11 protein-coding genes and 2 tRNA genes are annotated in these 17,668 nt (G+C 35.6%); 6 read left to right on the top strand and 7 right to left on the bottom strand.

Features of this window, described 5'->3' with window-relative positions; all coding sequences use genetic code 11:
• The first annotated feature begins 530 nt into the window (after positions 1 to 530).
• The 3 genes from ACRRVD_RS00120 to ACRRVD_RS00110 all read left to right on the top strand — a co-directional run bounded on the left by ACRRVD_RS00120 (position 531) and on the right by ACRRVD_RS00110 (position 3,460).
• The gene (locus ACRRVD_RS00120) at positions 531 to 1,142 is read left to right on the top strand and encodes a DUF502 domain-containing protein (protein ID WP_432461164.1); all 612 of its coding nucleotides are present in this window, start codon (positions 531 to 533) and stop codon (positions 1,140 to 1,142) included.
• A 180-nt stretch (positions 1,143 to 1,322) separates the two neighbouring features.
• Positions 1,323 to 1,410: transfer RNA gene (locus ACRRVD_RS00115), tRNA-Ser, on the top strand.
• Positions 1,411 to 1,693: 283 nt separating this feature from the next.
• Positions 1,694 to 3,460: a hypothetical protein gene (locus ACRRVD_RS00110; protein ID WP_432461163.1), complete on the top strand. Its 1,767-nt coding sequence runs from the start codon at positions 1,694 to 1,696 to the stop codon at positions 3,458 to 3,460.
• Positions 3,461 to 3,497: 37 nt separating this feature from the next.
• Here ACRRVD_RS00110 and ACRRVD_RS00105 read toward each other — a convergent pair whose 3' ends face one another.
• The 4 genes from ACRRVD_RS00105 to rfbD all read right to left on the bottom strand — a co-directional run bounded on the left by ACRRVD_RS00105 (position 3,498) and on the right by rfbD (position 7,761).
• On the bottom strand, positions 3,498 to 4,094 hold the full coding sequence (locus ACRRVD_RS00105; protein WP_432461162.1) for a phospholipase D family nuclease: 597 nt from the start codon (positions 4,092 to 4,094) through the stop codon (positions 3,498 to 3,500).
• A gap of 205 nt (positions 4,095 to 4,299) precedes the next feature.
• Positions 4,300 to 5,196 (bottom strand): MlaD family protein, encoded by an 897-nt coding sequence (locus ACRRVD_RS00100; protein WP_432461161.1) that lies wholly within the window; start codon positions 5,194 to 5,196, stop codon positions 4,300 to 4,302.
• 148 nt (positions 5,197 to 5,344) lie between these two features.
• Positions 5,345 to 6,649, bottom strand: a complete 1,305-nt coding sequence (gene der, locus ACRRVD_RS00095; RefSeq protein WP_432461160.1) for a ribosome biogenesis GTPase Der — start codon at positions 6,647 to 6,649, stop codon at positions 5,345 to 5,347.
• 239 nt (positions 6,650 to 6,888) lie between these two features.
• Positions 6,889 to 7,761, bottom strand: coding sequence for a dTDP-4-dehydrorhamnose reductase (rfbD, locus tag ACRRVD_RS00090; protein WP_432461159.1), 873 nt, complete (start codon positions 7,759 to 7,761; stop codon positions 6,889 to 6,891).
• A gap of 623 nt (positions 7,762 to 8,384) precedes the next feature.
• Here rfbD and ACRRVD_RS00085 point away from each other — a divergent pair.
• The 3 genes from ACRRVD_RS00085 (at position 8,385) to dnaE (ending at position 13,145) form a co-directional block, all read left to right on the top strand.
• On the top strand, positions 8,385 to 8,900 hold the full coding sequence (locus tag ACRRVD_RS00085) for a hypothetical protein (protein WP_432461158.1): 516 nt from the start codon (positions 8,385 to 8,387) through the stop codon (positions 8,898 to 8,900).
• Between the two features lie 594 nt (positions 8,901 to 9,494).
• Positions 9,495 to 9,570 (top strand) — tRNA-His (locus ACRRVD_RS00080).
• Between the two features lie 137 nt (positions 9,571 to 9,707).
• Positions 9,708 to 13,145, top strand: coding sequence for a DNA polymerase III subunit alpha (gene dnaE, locus ACRRVD_RS00075; protein WP_432461157.1), 3,438 nt, complete (start codon positions 9,708 to 9,710; stop codon positions 13,143 to 13,145).
• Between the two features lie 197 nt (positions 13,146 to 13,342).
• Here dnaE and ACRRVD_RS00070 read toward each other — a convergent pair whose 3' ends face one another.
• The 3 genes from ACRRVD_RS00070 to ACRRVD_RS00060 all read right to left on the bottom strand — a co-directional run bounded on the left by ACRRVD_RS00070 (position 13,343) and on the right by ACRRVD_RS00060 (position 17,629).
• The gene (locus tag ACRRVD_RS00070) at positions 13,343 to 13,648 is read right to left on the bottom strand and encodes a DNA-directed RNA polymerase subunit omega (protein WP_432461156.1); all 306 of its coding nucleotides are present in this window, start codon (positions 13,646 to 13,648) and stop codon (positions 13,343 to 13,345) included.
• Positions 13,649 to 13,770: 122 nt separating this feature from the next.
• On the bottom strand, positions 13,771 to 14,397 hold the full coding sequence (locus tag ACRRVD_RS00065; protein WP_432461155.1) for an outer membrane protein assembly factor BamD: 627 nt from the start codon (positions 14,395 to 14,397) through the stop codon (positions 13,771 to 13,773).
• 445 nt (positions 14,398 to 14,842) lie between these two features.
• On the bottom strand, positions 14,843 to 17,629 hold the full coding sequence (locus tag ACRRVD_RS00060; RefSeq protein WP_432461154.1) for a PD-(D/E)XK nuclease family protein: 2,787 nt from the start codon (positions 17,627 to 17,629) through the stop codon (positions 14,843 to 14,845).
• Between the last annotated feature and the right edge of the window lie 39 nt (positions 17,630 to 17,668).

Raw genomic sequence — 17,668 nt, 5'->3', positions numbered from 1 at the left:
TTTAAATAAAGATAAATTCTGAATTATATTATTTTATAAACTGATAATCAATTATTAAATTGATAAAATGTATTTATACATAATTGTATAGCCAATGTACTAAATCAAATCCTGTAAAGAAATTACAATAAAAATAGCTCCATCAGTCTATTGAATAAACCGTCAACAAAATGATCGTACAAATGGTCTAAAAAAGAACAAAAATATAAATAAATATTATTCAGTATAAATATAAATATAATTTATAATCAAAATAAAATATATATTTATTAAACATAAACTTTAATAAATATATACCTATAAAGGTGATAACAAATCATATACTTGGTTACTTAGCCGAATAAAATATTGTTAAAAAATTATATTAAATCATTATCAGTTATATATATATAATTTCAAATGCTTTGCTTTAATATATAGTTTAGAAATAGTAAGCGGACCAACTATTATTTTGTATCATCTTTTTTATTTAAATTGGGGCTGGTTTAGTTGAGGATTAAACTGCTTTTATATTTATAAATGTTGACACCATGAGAACCGAGCAACCGCTTATTAATAGGCTGATGCGCTACTTTTTTAGAGGACTACTATTGATCATTCCATTAGGTGGGACACTTTATTTAATTTCAGTAGTATTGCGGAAAATAGATGGATTTGTTAGCCTAGGTATTCCAGGTTTAGGCATGTGCATTGTAGTGGCCTCTATAACGTTGTTGGGATATATAGGTACTACCCTTTTCGTTAAGTCAGTATTTGGCTTTACAGAAGAGCTGATCAAAAAGGTTCCATTCATTCGTGCGCTTTATTCTTATTTAAAAGATTTTACTTCAGCTTTTGTAAGCAGCAAAGAAAAATTTAATAAACCGGTTATTATTTTACTCAATAAAACCACCCAAGTCTATAGAATAGGGTTTATTACAAAAGATGCTTTGGAGGTGCTTTCTATGCCTGGCCATATAGCCGTTTACCTACCGAATGCTTATGATTTAGCTGGCATGCTTGTTATCGTTCCTCCGGAATTGGTTACGCCTTTGGATCTACCTGGCTCTGAAGTAATGAAATTCAATTTTTCTGGAGGACTTACACCACTAAAAAATAGAGGCACCAAAGCAAATACGCCAGATTTAGATGCAACAGTGTAGCAGTAAGCATCTATAAAGGGAAATAAGCTATTTTCAAAAAAAACTTTTGCAAGCTCCATTTTATTTTGTAACATTGCCTCTGATGGTAGGATGTAGCGGATCCTATAAAGATTAAATAGTCTATTTTATAGCTAAAAATTGGTCTTCATTTGGCATAAATGTAGCTTACTATATGCGTTAGGAGGGTTGGCAGAGTTGGTTTAATGCAACGGTCTTGAAAACCGTCGTACTGTTAAAAGTACCGAGGGTTCGAATCCCTCACCCTCTTCGTATTAATATTATTGGTATAAATACAAAGTAGTACAATTGTATTTTTGTATTCTAGCATTGCATGATTATAGTTTTTTCTCGTTCCAGGAAATATTAAATTATTTTTTCATTTTTCGTTAATTTGGCTAACCCAATGGTTGCGTAATATCCAAATAAAATCAAATATAGATGCGAGAGAACCGGCTATTTAGCCAGAACAAATGGCTGGTTAGGGTACGCTTGTACGTACAAATGGTTGGACCTATCTATAATATCATTTTGTATACAAAGTAACCACCACTATGAAGATTTATCTACGGTTGGCCTTATTTTTTCTTATATACCAACATACTGCTGTGGCCAAGCCTAACCTAGGTATGCCAGATCGCCATGCAAAACTTTTATTGGCCCAATACGAAACAGCTAAAAAAGTTTACAAGAGAGAAGCTTATGCTGAGGCAAAATCATTATTTGATAAACTCAGAAAAATACAACATCCTCCTTCTCTTTCTCCCTATATCCATTTTTACTATGGATTAGCTGCCTATCACAATGGAGAAAAAGCAATCGCCCATGAGACCTTTTTAGAAATACAGGCAAAATTTCCAGCTTGGAACAAGCAAAATGAGATCCATTATTGGAGTGCGCAATGCAGCTTTGAAGAGGGATGTTTTGAAGCGGCATTGGGTGCGCTTGCTTTGATTAAAGCTAAGCATATGGCTGGATCGGTTCTGCAACTAAAAAAATTTTTCTTAAAAAAAATAGAGGATCATGCATATCTACAAGAGCTAATTGAAAAATTTCCAAATGATCCTATTATTAAAGTTATTTTACATAAAAAAGTCGCACGAGAGGCATATCTTAGGCAAGACTTTTCACTAATAAATCAGTTAAAACAGAAATATAATTTTGCAGACTATACATACGATCCGTTGAAACACGTAAGGTCTAAGCATAAAACAGCTTATGATGTAGCGGTTTTACTTCCTTTTTTTGTCGACGAGTTGGACTATGAAGCATGTACAGACCAATTTGTTATTGAGCTATACCAAGGTATACAATTGGCTATAGAAAAACTTGCCCAAGATGGTATTGTGATCAATCTTTTTACCTTTGATACGAAAAGAAGCGTAGAAGTTACCAAAGCATTACTAGCACAAGAAGCCATGCCCTATATGGATCTCATCATAGGTCCACTCTATCCCGATACGATCCCGTTGGTTGCTGCATTTGCTAAAAAACACAAAATTAATCTTGTAAATCCTATTTCTGATAATTCTACGATAACCCACAGTAATCCATTCGCTTTTCTTTTTCAGCCCGATTTAGAAACTTGTGCACAAAAAGCAGCAGCGCTTACACTAAATGATATATATGACAAGGCAATAGCACAACCTTGTATAGCGGTATTTTATGGTATGGAACAAAAGGATATATTACAAGCCACCTTATATAAACATAGGATTGAGCAGCAGCTAGGTAAGTCAATAGATCTATTTGTGCAACTTTCTCATAAAACCATTAAATTTTTTTTGGAACAAAACCAAGAAGAAGAAAAAAATATTGAAAATACGGAACAAACGCAATTAGATTTAACCAATCTAACCCATATATACGTGCCCTCTCAAGATGAGTTGGTCGTTTCTCAAGTAATAAGTCTTTGCTTAAAACTTGGTATTAAGCCACAAATTATAGGCCATGAGCAGTGGATAAAAAAAGAAATATTAAATATTTACCAACTACAAAGATTGCCTATTTTATTCTTATCTCCGAACTATATCGACTATAGTAGGGCTGCGTTAAGTATTTTTCGGAAAATTTTTTTTGAAAAAAATGCAACAAAACCCAATGAAAAAAGCTACATTGGCTATGAAATGATGCTATTTTTTGGTCGGATGCTAAGCGATTATGGTACTTACTTTCAAAAAAAATGGGAAAATATGTACTACAGTGGCGTTATTTTTCAGGGCGTATCTTATGGAAAGCATCATGCCAATCAGCATATTCCAGTATTACGGTTTGCAAAAGATAAATTTATACCTCTCCATCAACTAAAAATAAGATCTTAAATGGATCCACAGCAGCAAGCTTCCTTTATTTTAGGAATCAATACGTATAGATAGATCTTAATCGTTTCCCATTTGCTGCCCTTATATACCAATTATTTTTAAATTTTTTATTGATGGCTTGTCCTGCTATGATGACTAAGTTTTCTGCATTTCTAGCCTGCGCACTATCTGTCCAATTAAAAGAACCTGTGATGACATATGTATCATCAATAATCATTACTTTATTATGTGCATAACCAACTGTTTTATCAATTATAATAGGAATACCATGTTGTAATAAACTGTTCACTTTACTCCCCTTTGTAGTTTGTGCATCTTTATCTATTAATAACTGAACGGTTACCCCATGTTGATGCGCTTGTATCAGTGCATTTGCAATCTTTTTAGAGGTGATCACATAGGCCTGCACAAGAATTAATGCTTTAGCAGATAGGATCTTGGCTACAATAAGATCCATACAAGGGTCTTGCGGTGTAAACCAGACTTGTATGGTTAGGTCGTCATCAGACCGATTGAAGGTATTACAAGCGGTATAATTAACCAATAAACTACTAAAAGTAATGAGCGCAGTTCCTAAAAACTTAACCCAAATATTGGGGATAGATGGCAACTTTCGAATGGTAGATTGTTTCATAAATGGTTCTAATAGATGACCATATATTTAAAATAATGCTAAAGGAAGATATTGATAGTTATACTACTAAGTATAATCATCAAAGACTTGATTGTAGTATTAAAGATCAAAAAGCCATGAAGATCTGTATTTACAAAATACAGACTACAAAAAAGGGAACAAAATTGATAAAAATTTGTCTTAATAAAGCAGTCTAGTATACTTTTTATCTATACTTTTTTAAACCAAATAAAGAGAAGTGGACATAACGCGAAGGTCGTTTTCTTAGGTCAAAGAGCAATGCGTCCAAGTTTCCTACACTATGATTAAACTTATGATAGAGCGTTGGATCATTTATAAGTAACCCCAAGCTGCCATGACCACTAGTGGTCTGTTGTATGCATTTTTCTAGATCTTGTAACATATGGTTGATTCTAAAAGATATATCCTTAAACGGAATAGATTGCACCTCCATAACTAGGCTATGTATAGTAGGAAACATAGCCGGTATACCTGTTTTAGGATCTGCCAATGGTGAAGAAATAGCAATTATATTTTTCCCAATGGCATTTATGTTAGATTCAAGCTGACACATAGTGTTGTTTAAGATCCCACTTGTTTTTTCAAAATTTAGTAGAATGGCATTTACTCCTTCGGTCGTTTTGATCAGATTTTGGGTAACCGTTGCGATTTGTGCCGTCATTGTCTTAAGATCAATATCATTAAAATCTGGATGGATCTGGCCAATGATAATGTCTTGTCTACCGATAGGACGTCCTTTTTGGAGCTCAATTTCTAAGGCATTACATTCCATCATACCGGCATTATTCAACATAACTTTACTGGTATGGGTCAAAGGAAATTGTTTGTCTATCTCAATGGTAACCAGTGTGCTATAATTCTGTTTAGGCTGAATTTCTACTTTTGTGACCATGCCTACCACATGACCTTTTAGTTTGACAGGTGCCGAAACGCATAAGTTCTTATTTACAGGGTAAGAAACTTGGTAATGATTATATTTAGAAAATATATTATAGCCTTTTAGAAATAAAAAACCATAATACAAAATGCCCAAAGAAGATAGCACTAATAAGCCTATCGTATAGTTCTTATTTATTTTCATATTGGTATCTTTTGCATGTTTGGGTAAGAGAAAATGATATAAAGTAAAAAAATATTTTTTAATAAAGTAATTTACAAAATAACTCAATTATTTGCAGTCAACCAATAGCTTTAATAGCCATTGGCTACAGTAAATCTATACCGAAAGATTACTTTTTCTTAAACACCACTTGAACAGGCACACCTTCAAAGTTAAAATGTGACCTGAGTTGATTCACCAAATAGCTTTTATAATTAGGCTGAATATAGGTTGGGTGGTTGCAAAAGAAAGCAAATGTAGGGGCATTTCCAGTAACCTGCGTGCAATACTTAATTTGGATATGCTTCCCTTTTACAGCAGGCGGATGATTTTTTTCAATAATAGGTAAGATCGCTTTGTTTAACTCAGAAGTAGAAATTTTATTTACTTTATTTTGATAAACAGCAAGCCCTTTCTCAATGGTTTGATAGACCCGTTGTTTTTTTACAGTTGAAACAAATACAATAGGCAAATAGTCTAAAGGAGCCAGTTTGTGCAATAGATGTTTTCTATAGCTATCAGCGGTTGTAGCCTCTTTATCGATCAAATCCCATTTATTTACTACTAAAACCATACCTTTTTTATACCGGTGTGCTAGTGCAATAAGCGAAATATCCTGTGCTTCTATGCCATGTTGGGCGTCTATCATAATCAAACAAATATCTGCGTCTTGCATGGCTTTTACCGCACGCAACACGGAATAAAACTCGATGGCATCGCATACCTTTGATTTTTTCCGTATCCCTGCTGTATCGGTAAGGATGAACTTTTTATTATAGCGGTTGTATGCGGTATCTATTGCATCTCTGGTAGTACCAGAGACAGGACTGACCATACTTCTTTTTTCATCTAATAATACATTTAAAAAAGAAGATTTACCTACATTTGGGCGGCCTAAAATGGTAAACCTGGGGAGCTTACCTGATGGAGCAATGGGTCGCTCTTTTAAGTGGGGCAATAAGGCATCTAGCAAATCACCTGTTCCAGAACCATTTATCGCTGCTATAGGAAATGGCGTACCAAGCCCTAAAGCATAGAAACTAGATGCAGCCATTTCAGCCATTACACCTTCTGATTTATTGGCTACTAAAAAAACAGGCTTATTGATTTTCCGCAATACATGGGCAAATTCTTTATCTAGATCGGTTGGTCCTTCTATACAGTCTACCATAAAGAGTACCAAGTTGGCTTCATCTAATGCAAGCTGAATCTGCTCGCGAATACCGTGGGCAAAAGTATGATCGGTACCAGAGATATATCCCCCCGTATCAATAACGGTAAAAAATCTATTGCTCCATTGTGCATAACCATAGTGTCGGTCACGGGTAGTATGGATGGAGCCGTCCATAATGGCTCGTCTTTCTTCGATCAATCTATTAAAAAAAGTAGATTTACCTACATTAGATCTGCCTACAATGGCCACTACATTTGCCATACATTAAAGTAAAATTAAAAATCTGAAGCTACCGTACAACGCAATACCTCTGGTGGATCCACCAGATCACCTGGTATTAAGCTACCAGATACAGCACAATCCTAGAGGGGGTAGACGTACGAGAAAGCATTAAAATTAAGCTTTAAATTTAATATAAATCTTACCCAAAAGCAACCTACTTATAAGGGCAAAAAGAGCTATAGCCTGCCCATTAAACGGCAGCGCTGGATGGTAATCCATTATTGGTTTTTCCATTTTGTTACACAAAGGGACAAGCTATCTTGCCAATGCGGAATCTTGATTTGAAATACACTTCGGAAAGAAGATTTATTTAATACACTATAGTAAGGCCTTTTAAGTCCTACTGCAGCAGATGATCGGGGGATTACGGCACAACGATTGGGTAAAGCAGTAGCAATAGCATAGGCAAAATCATACCAGCTGGCTACGCCTTCGTTGGTATAGTGATAGATACCAGAGGGGTAGTCAGCTAGATTATTTTTTGCTATTTTTTCAACTATTTCCCAAATGGCTGTTGCCAGGTCATAGACATAGGTAGGACTCCCTATTTGGTCATCGACCATCTCTATAACATCCCCTTTCTGGGCCCATGCCACCATCTTGGTAAAAAAATTATCCCCTTTTTCACCATATAGCCATGCTGTTCGAATGATATAAAAATGGGTAGCACGTGCTACCACCATTTGTTCTCCAGCTCGTTTGGATTGACCATATTGATTTAGTGGATCGGTAGGATCATTGGGGCTTAATGGACGTCCTTTTGTAAGACCAAATACATAATCTGTTGAAATATGGAAGAGCACAATACCGTACTTTTCCGCCAATGCCGCCAAGCAGCCGACAGCTAGGCTATTTACCTTAAAACAGGTTGCTGCTTCTTGTTCTGCCCGTTGGACATTTGTATAAGCTGCACAATTTATAATGTATTGAACGGAATGCGTTTTGATACAAGCCTCTATTTGGTCACCATCTGTAATATCCAGCATAGACTTGCTGCAGAAAAGTGGCACAAAGAAAGGACGCGCTTTAAAAGTAGCCTCTAAAGCAACACCCAACTGACCTTCTGAACCAGTAACTAAAACAACAGACATAGCCTTTGGTAAGATGGTTTATACCAATAAACAATGGGACAAAAAAACCAGTACTATTTCCCTTATATATAAAGCGTTTACCTTTAAAATAGGTATAAAAAGCGCAAACAAGCATCATTATTGCCTTCAAAAAGATTGCAAGAATATATATTTTTTATTACCATTAGATATAAGCATAAGGGAACTAAGACTAGGAAATTCTTAGAAACTTAGCTAGGAAAACAACGGTCTTTAGCTGCTGGCGGATGTTTTTTGATTTTTTATTGGAATATTAAAAAAGTGAAGATATAAAAAAAAACAAAAAAATAATCTTAATGTATGACCTAGGCTACTGCTTCGATACGAATAAAAAACTTAATCTGTATTTTATATCTATATAAAACGCTTAAGCATATAAGATCCTTATAGTTTATATCTATTAGCAGATTCCAGTAGATGGATAACCTATATGGCATATACGCAAGAGAATATACTTAATAAGCTGTTTTAATTTATTGTTTTTTACTCACACCCAAAATAATATGCAATATACTATACCAAACTAATTATGGAGACATACTAAGGGTACATTCCATTATTATATAAAATATAATTTTATTTAACCGAATCTAATTTACATTATTATGTCCACATCTACAAGCAAACTAATTTTTTTATTATTTTTACCTATCTTAACAGCAGAAAAATGCGCTGGTAGTAAAAACGGAAACCTGAAACGAGATGCCCCTACCATTGCGGCCAGCAAAATGGCAGCTGTTGCAGATGAAATCGATTCAACTGATCTTTCAATCAGTGCGGAACAGTTAGATATTCAACAGAAAGAGAAAGAGAAAGAAAACAAGAAAGATCAAGTTAGAACGGAAGTTAAAACTGTTGTACCAGATGTAGAAAAAGCAAAAAACACAGAACTTAGTCAAAAAAATCAATCTTGGGAAACAGAACCTCCTAAAAAAAATCAATCTTGGGAAGGGGAAAATGTATTTGAAAAAGATAAGCAATCTACAGGCTCAGCTGAGCAAGAAGCTGGTTCTGAACCAAGGAATGACGATATAGCCAGTCCAGATAATAAAACAGATAAACAAAATAAAAATATCCTTCGGAAACAATGGGAAAAAATATGGGGGCACCTGACAAAATAATAAGCAAAAAAGAATGAGTCTTAAAAGCAATCTCTAGAGAGATCCTACAAACGCGACAGAACTTTTTTGGGATATGGAGCGTATTCAAAACAGGAAAAAAATAAACCCTAAAAATATATTTGCAATATTAATTTTTACAGTATAGATTCAGGCAACTGGCTTTAGTAAAATCCTGCACTTAAAAAACAGGAAGCATTTATCTAAAACGCTTCACCAAACTAAAGCCATTTATCCTTTACTTTTGGTGCGATCCCCTGTGTTTTTTTAGAACCGTCGTAAGAAACAAGTTTCTTACGACGGTTCTAATGTAAAGCTTAAAATTTATATAATTATTAATAACGTACCATATTTCATATCCAAGTAAGTCCCCTCCTTTCAAATATATAAGCTAAAATGCGCTTACGAAATATTATATCCAGCGTTCAAGTAGAAAAGATTTTATTGATGTTTGCTTGACCTAATCTATGGCGCCAACGGGTCAAGAAATTAGGATGTAGATAGCCAGAGCCGTTGTGTACAATTTTTATTTTTTTTGCTTATATTTGATCCATCAATTTATCTATCCGCCCAATAGCTTGATAGATCTGGTTTTATGGTGAATGTAGCTCAGCTGGTTAGAGCATTGGTTTGTGGTACCAAGGGTCGCGGGTTCGAACCCCGTCTTTCACCCTGATATTTACCTCTTTTTCCTTTTTGCTGCATCAAAAAGATATAAGTCTTTTTCTCTATAAAAAATAAGCCATTAATCCACTTTTCATGGTTCTATAAACAGCCCTTAGAAGGGCATCTATACAATGTCATACCACCATGCCTAACTTTTGCCATTTACATTGTCATACAGAATATTCTTTATTGGATGGGGCCGCTAAGGTCACACGTTTAATAGCTGCCAATAAACAATTGGGAATGGATGCATTGGCCATTACCGACCATGGGAATATGTTTGGGGTCCCCCATTTTGTAGCTACAGCTGCTAAGGAAGGTATAAAACCCATTATAGGATGTGAGTTTTATATGGCACCTGATCGGCACAACCATAAAGACAAAACCCGTTACCACCAGTTGTTGCTGGCTAAAAATGCAATAGGTTATCAAAATATTACCAAATTATGCTCCCTAGGTTTTTTAGAAGGCTATTACTATAAACCACGTATTGATAAAGCTTTACTCAAACAGTATAAAGAAGGTTTAATCGCCACTACCTGTTGTTTAAGTGCAGAGATTCCTAAAACCATTATACGTCATGGTGAAGCAGCGGCAGAAAAACTTTTTTTAGAATGGGTTGCACTATTTGGTGAAGATTACTACATAGAGCTACAAAGACATGGCATCAAGGAACAAGAAATTTGTAATCCCGTATTGCTCCGTTGGGCTAAAAAATACAATGTAAAAGTCATTGCCACCAACGATGTCCATTATGTTGCGCAACAGGATAGTCTTGCACAAGATGTATTGCTCTGCTTACAGACAGGAAAAGATTACAACGATCCCAATCGGATGCGTTTTAACAACGATCAATTTTTTTTAAAGTCACCAGAAGCAATGGCCTCGGTTTTTGCAGATCTACCAGAGGCTCTTACCAATACCTTAGCTTTGGTAGAAAAAGTAGAAACTGTTTCCTTAACACGTGATGTGCTGCTCCCTATTTTTAAACTCCCGAGTGGATTTTCAGATACCAATCTCTATCTAAGCCATTTGACTTTTTCCGGAGCGCGTGCCAAGTATGGGAGCATTCCTCTAGAGGTAGAGCACAGACTCAACTATGAATTGGCCATTATTGCCCAGACCGGTTTTGCTGGCTATTTTCTAATTGTACAAGACTTTATTCAGGCGGCTGTACAATTAGGCGTTGTTGTAGGGCCAGGTCGAGGATCGGTAGCAGGCTCCCTAGTGGCTTTTTGCATCGGCATTACCAAAATAGATCCCATACGCTATAATCTGCTTTTTGAACGTTTTTTGAATCCAGAACGGGTTTCTATGCCTGATATAGACGTAGATTTTGATGATGAAGGACGTAAGAAAGTAATTGATTACGTCCTTCAAAAATATGGTAGAAACCAAGTAGCCTCCATTATTACCTTTGGTAGTATGGCAGCTAAATCTGCTATACGGGATGTAGCCCGTGTGTTGGGAGTACCTTTGGCACGAGCCAACTATATGACCAAGTTGATACCTGATAAACTAGGGATTACCTTATCAGAAGCTTTTGAAGAAGTAAAAGAACTGGCCGAGCTTAAGAAAGCCCTTACCACACCAGAGGGTAAAGTATTGGATTTAGCAGAAAAATTAGAAGGGTTGGTCCGCCATACAGGTATTCATGCAGCAGGAATCATCATAGCACCCCATGATATTGTAGAATATATCCCAGTAAAAACAGATAAAAATTCTGATTTATTAGTTACCCAATATGATGGATCGGTACTTGAAGGAATCGGTATGTTGAAGATGGATTTTTTAGGCTTAAAAACGCTTAGTATTATTAAAGATACATTGCAATTGATCCAACAAAATAGAGCCATTTCTATAGATATAGATCTAATTCCATTAGACGACCCGATTACTTTTAAACTATACCAATCCGGTAATACAAAAGGGACTTTTCAATTTGAGTCAGAAGGGATGCGTCAATGGTTGATTAAACTGAAACCCACTACGATGGAAGAGCTGATTGCGATGAATTCCCTTTATAGACCAGGCCCTATGCAGTTTATTCCTAATTTTATTGCCCGCAAACATGGTAAAGAAGCTATTGAGTACCCTCATCCACTTTTGGAAACTATTTTAAAGCCCACTTATGGCATTATGATTTACCAAGAACAAATCATACAAACCGCACAAGCGATGGCGGGTTATACCCTAGGTAGTGCAGATTTGCTACGCAAAGCTATGGGGAAAAAAAATGCAACAGAAATGGCCAAACAGCGTGATATTTTCATAACTGGAGCGGCTCAAAAACATAGAATCCCTAAAGAAAAAGCATTGCATGTTTTTGACATTATGGAAAAGTTTGCACAATATGGTTTTAATCGTTCGCATGCAGCAGCCTACTCCCTAATTGCCTATCAAACGGCTTATCTAAAGGCCCACTACCCTACCGAATATATGGCCGCTGTATTAACCCATAACCAGGGTGATATTGAAAAAATTGCTTTTTTTATGGAAGAGAGTCGCCAGCAAGGACTGGCTGTATTGGGCCCTGATATAAATGCCAGCCAAGTCAATTTTAGTGCAGGTCTTGATAAAGAAATAAGATTTGGGCTAGGCGCAATCAAAGGAGCAGGCGAGGCAGCGGTCACCTCTATTATAGCAGCAAGAAGAGAGAAAGGGGCTTTTAAAGATATTTTTGATTTTGTTGAATCCATTCATCTTAAAAGCCTGAATAAGAAAACCATGGAATCGCTTGCTTTATCGGGTGCTTTTGACAGCTTTAAGGGATTACATAGAAGACAATATCTCTATGAATCATCGGGTAGCAGTTTTATAGAAAAATTGATCCAATACCGCAATCGTATACAAAAAGAACAGATAGAAGCTGCGCAGTCGCTTTTTGCAGCTAGTGGCTATAGTCAAGTTAAAAGGCCAGAACCCGTTGATTGTGGGCCTTATGATCCATTGGAACAGCTGCGTATAGAGAAAGAACTAGTTGGTTTTTATATTTCTGGTCATCCACTAGATCCATTTAAAATAGATATAGAAAGCTTTTGCAATGTAACTACACAAAATATACTAGCTGCTAGTCGAAAAACTGTCACCATAGCGGGTATACTTACTGCCTCTACGATTAAGCAAAATGGTAAAGGAAATGCTTTTGCCCTAGCCACATTAGATGATTACCATGGATCGTTACATTTTGCACTTTTTGGGGAAGATTATTTAAAATACAAGCATCTATTAGAAGTTGGGAAATTACTTTTCCTTACTGGACATGTAGCGATACGTTATGGCAACCAAGAGATGCAAAGCTTTAAGCCCCGAACGATTAACCTATTAGAAGAGATGCGTGAAAAAATGGCGAAAGGCATTCATTTAAAGCTGATGGAAGAGCATATCAACCAACAGCTGGTGAACGAATTGGAAGCTTGCATCAAACGCTATCCAGGTAAATCTTTTGTAAAAGTATCCATTATAGATCGTGAAGCCCAAATCACCATTCCAACTTTTTCTACCCTATACCGTGTGGAACTCAGCAACGACCTATTTGGATTATTGCATGCCCTATCTATAGATTTTTACCTATATACTTAGAGAGGCTACTTCTGTGTTCGCTTGCGCTTCGGCCTAATCATTTGCTCCTATCCAAAAGATAGGGTCGTCAATAGGTTTCAGTATCTTGATTACTTTTGATATTGCTATTCCAGCTATAGGCTTCTAACTTTTGGCCTAGTAGGAAAATTCTCTTAAAAAATGGCACTTACACAAAATGATTTAAAGGCTCACGCTAGTTATACATGAATATAGTGAAAGGCAATAGCACCCTCTAAAAATTCTGAAGTAGCCTCTATCACAGGTTTAGGAAGCTTTTCATAATGCTGGGTAATCTCATATTGTCGCTGGGCATCTATACTATCTTTTTCCTCTGCAATAGACATAAAATCTTCTAATTTAAGGTCCAACTCACTCTTCCTGTTCATAGCAACCTGTTTGGCACGCTTGGTAATGATAACGGTACTTTCATAAATATTACCAGTAAGGGCAGTTAATTTATGGATGTCTTTAGGGGTTACATATACTTTTTTATTTAAGCTCATAGTTGTAAATATCGTTGGTTAAAAACAAATTTTTTATCTATTAGAATTTTGCTTTCTGCATTATCTTTTTTGTCATTTATATAGGCCACTAGCGCCTCCACAAAGGAATAACTCATAATTGGTTACTTCTTTGCTAGATTAAATGGTTGTTGCATAGCTAATTGCTCATAACACTTTGCTAGAAGCCGACGTACTTGCTCCTTACAAGAAGTATCTGAATAAACCTGCTGAAAGTTTTTAAGTTCTACAATAGCTGCATTATAGTAGCCCAACTGAACATATAGTGCAGCAGCTTGGAAACTTTTTTTCATAAGACGAGCTTGCAAAGTTTGCAACATATCTAAAGCCTTGCTTCGATAAAGTCCAGTTGGATAAACTCCTAAATAGTGCTCTAAGGAACGTATGGCATCATAAGTAACGGTTTGGTCTAGACGTATATCTACATCTTCATAACCTAAGCTATACCCTTTCATAAAAAGAGCTTCTTCTACCTGTGGAAAAGTAGGATACTGCTTTACAAACAAATGAAACTGATTGGAACTAACCAGATATTTTTTTGTATAAAAATTACCATAGGCCTGATACAATTCAAATTTTGAGCGGTCTTTTCTATTTTTTAACATAGGTAAAAGCAATTCGATCTGCGCATTGGCTTTAGCATAACGCTTCCGCTCATAAAGCCGAACTATTGCTTCTTTTTTTTGCTCAATTAAAGATTGGGCTTTATGCGCTTGATTAGTGGCAAACAAGTAAAAATTATTTCCTAAATAAATAAAAAATAATACGAACAGACAATTAAATCTATACCTAAAACACAGATAATTTATGTAATTTTTCATAGTACAAATGGTATAAAGCTATAGCTAATGCTATTAAAAATAGAACGTATATCTCGCTAATTGCTAATTGTTCTAACTTTTTATTTATTTGTTAGATAATAACACTTATTAGATACAAATCTACTAAACTATACTTAGATATTAATTAGTCGACCCTAAAATACTATATAATTATTTGTTAATCAGTATAAAAATTCTTAAATTTATATTATTAAATAAGCGGTTTTTGAGTTGATTTGTATCAAAACCTTCCAAAATAAGGAGTAGAAAATATTAGAATCATTCAAAAAGGACAATTAATCGGAGCTAAAAAACAGGTATCTACAGATGCGACAGAACCGTTTGTGCGGTTTTTTTAGGCCACTACATCCCTTTGACAAATGCGCACGTATGGGCAATAGGCACATATTTCAAGATCTTGTGTTTGTACAAAAGGTATAGCAGGATTAAAAATTTCCAAGAGCAACGCCTTTAATGCCTCTTCAAATGGCTGTGCATATTCCATAATATCTTCTATCTGTTGATACTTTTTACCATTATCCGATTGTTGAATGAATATACCAGGTTTATAATCAGATAAAAAAAGCGAACGAATATGAATCATATAAGGCATAACCTGTTGTGTACTATGCACCCCATGTAGTGATTTAAAGAGCCAAGCGTATAAGAAAGTTTGAAATATAGCTTTATTTTTTTTAATCTGAGCAGGATCAAATAAGCTAGCTATACTGGCTATTTTATAATTGGATAAGCCGGTCTTATAGTCTATAATACGAATGAAGTGGTTGGATCTATCTATACGATCTATCACACCACTTAACCAAACCTTGCGTACTATATCTAGGTTCAATAAGATGGGTTGCTTAATGGCTACCTCAACGCCCAAAATAGTAAATGGTGCATCCGAACGATCTGAGTCCAGCATACGGACTAAGAGCTTTTCTAGTAGTGCATGAAGTAACATAGGCGCACTTAGTTCAGTCCGTTGCGCATCTATAACTTCTTTTAGCTTTATTTTTATATTTGACGCTAGTTGCATGACCATTTCTTTATCCATCTGTACACCTACAAAAGGTTGGTAACACCGTTCCATAACACGATGAAACAATGTACCCAACTGTACAGCCTCTCTGCCATCCTTGGGCCATACGCGCTGCTTTAATTGAAGCAAATAGATAAAATAAAATTGAAGTGGACAAGATAAATAAGCAATCAATGCAGAAGGTGTTAAACTAGAGGCAGCAGCTGATGACTCTTTGACCATAAACTTATTTAATAACTGCATTACTCCATCATCTTTTTGAATAGATATAACAGGAATTGATCTAGTACGCGAATGGATGGAATGATCAGACTGTATAATTTTTAACTTACTATCAAAGATCAACTGCATTAACAGTCGACTCATTTCACTAGAAGTATCTAAACTATTTTTTTGGACATAGTGACAATAGATATTTTGGGCGCGCTGCAATAATCTATAAAATCCATAAGCTGTGCTGTTTTCTGCTACTTTATCTAAAAATGACAGTCCAAAGGTATAACGCAGGTCATACGGTATAAAAGAATCATAATGCATCGGTTTAGGAAAGGACCCTTCATTCATATTCAGAAAAAAAATATGTTCAAAATCTAGGTTATAGGATCCAGCAACTTCCACAATATAGAGTCCTGTTATAGGATGATTTTGATGAAAGCATATTTTACTTTCTTTTAGACGATTTAATAAAAAAGCAACAGAACAGCTATCCATTTCTGCTGCTAGGCCATCAATATATTTCAGTAGATGAGTTAGTGCCGTTTTATTCAGGGCTAAGAAAAGAGCATCTGTCTCTATAAAATAGTGATCTATATAAGCTAACCCTGCCTTAAGGTAGGATAAAAGGTCTTTATGCGCTTTGTTCAACCATAGATCAGAGGCTTCCGATTGATAAGATGGATCATTTGAAAAGGGATGGCCTATAGCCAGTCCCGATTGCGTCATGTCTTTCACAAATGGATAACATAGCGTCAAAAGATTAGCTATATAGCTTTCCAGCTGCGTCCCTTCCATAGTAGCTTCCCAAAGCTTTACCAATTGCTCTAATAAAGTATATATAAGCGTAGCGCTAAATGGGTACGCCAATTTACAATGTAAGGGAATAGATAGCTTAGAAAGCTGATCTAACAAAGGTATAAGTAAATCGCTACCACTTACTACTATGGCAGTTTGGCTGGCTGGAAACTTGGGTAGCCCCTTATTCGTTTTTTTTTGTAAAGCTGTCACTACTGCTTGCACCTGTGCGACCATACTAGAAGCTTCTATAAGCCAAACTTTTTTACCAGGATCATTCAAATAAGTAGCAGTTGGAAAACTTTTCTGAAACCATTTTTTTGCTCTATGCTGGCGCAAATAATGCCCCGCTATATTATTTGGATGCTCTAAATAATGGGCGTCAACATCCCAGAAAAAAGTAGTAGAAGCGATTGCCTTACATTGCTGAATAAACTGCTCTTCAACAGCTGTTAAGAGATTAAAGCCAATAAAGATGAGTTCCTGATAAGTAGCGATTAGCTTCGGTAATGGTTGTGCCATTCTATAACATAAACCTTCATATCCTTCTTGTTTTTCTATTAAACTTTCCCTAAAGGATTGATACAATAAGGGGAATTGCTGGCCAACAAACAGCTCTCCTTTTTGTTGAAATAGTGATAAAGTCCTAGCCTTTTGAAGAGATCCCAATAGATTCTGGTCTACAAAAGTATCAATGGTATTTTTTTTTTGCTGGATAAAGGATGCCCACAAGGCACTATCATTTAAAAGGTGGGTATCTATACCATTAAAATCTTGTAAAAGAGTAAGCCCCCAACCATAAAATTGCTCAAAAGATTCTTGCCTATTTAAAACCTGTTCGGCTAATCTATATAACCTACTGAGCAAGCTTAAAATAGGTAATGGCTTGATGCTACTATGCATCATTATCAACTGATGCAAGGTTAAACAAGTAACACTTTTTTGTTCCCTTTTTTTATTGAACAGAGATTGAAAATAATCAATAGATAGTTGGGTAGGAAATATTAAAAGTGATTGCTGCTTCCTATTGGACCGATGCAAATGGTGGATGACTTGTGCTAAAAAAGGTTGATGGGTTAAGGTTCTCATAGATTTTGTCTGGTCTACAATTGATTTTTATTAGTGCTT

Source organism: Candidatus Cardinium hertigii (assembly GCF_050864915.1).
In the GTDB taxonomy this organism is placed as follows: Bacteria; Bacteroidota; Bacteroidia; order Cytophagales; family Amoebophilaceae; genus Cardinium; species Cardinium hertigii_D.
The sequence above is the reverse complement of the archived record's forward strand: the minus strand, read 5'-3'. Positions and strand labels throughout refer to the sequence as shown.

What these genes read in the sequence shown, in the direction of transcription:
- ACRRVD_RS00105 (WP_432461162.1), bottom strand. Translation starts at nt 4,094, where the DNA reads ATGAAACAATCTACCATTCGAAAGTTGCCATCTATCCCCAATATTTGG.
- ACRRVD_RS00070 (WP_432461156.1), bottom strand. Translation starts at nt 13,648, where the DNA reads ATGAGCTTAAATAAAAAAGTATATGTAACCCCTAAAGACATCCATAAA.
- dnaE (WP_432461157.1), top strand. Translation starts at nt 9,708, where the DNA reads ATGCCTAACTTTTGCCATTTACATTGTCATACAGAATATTCTTTATTG.
- ACRRVD_RS00100 (WP_432461161.1), bottom strand. Translation starts at nt 5,196, where the DNA reads ATGAAAATAAATAAGAACTATACGATAGGCTTATTAGTGCTATCTTCT.
- ACRRVD_RS00085 (WP_432461158.1), top strand. Translation starts at nt 8,385, where the DNA reads ATGTCCACATCTACAAGCAAACTAATTTTTTTATTATTTTTACCTATC.
- ACRRVD_RS00060 (WP_432461154.1), bottom strand. Translation starts at nt 17,629, where the DNA reads ATGAGAACCTTAACCCATCAACCTTTTTTAGCACAAGTCATCCACCAT.
- rfbD (WP_432461159.1), bottom strand. Translation starts at nt 7,761, where the DNA reads ATGTCTGTTGTTTTAGTTACTGGTTCAGAAGGTCAGTTGGGTGTTGCT.
- der (WP_432461160.1), bottom strand. Translation starts at nt 6,649, where the DNA reads ATGGCAAATGTAGTGGCCATTGTAGGCAGATCTAATGTAGGTAAATCT.
- ACRRVD_RS00110 (WP_432461163.1), top strand. Translation starts at nt 1,694, where the DNA reads ATGAAGATTTATCTACGGTTGGCCTTATTTTTTCTTATATACCAACAT.
- ACRRVD_RS00120 (WP_432461164.1), top strand. Translation starts at nt 531, where the DNA reads ATGAGAACCGAGCAACCGCTTATTAATAGGCTGATGCGCTACTTTTTT.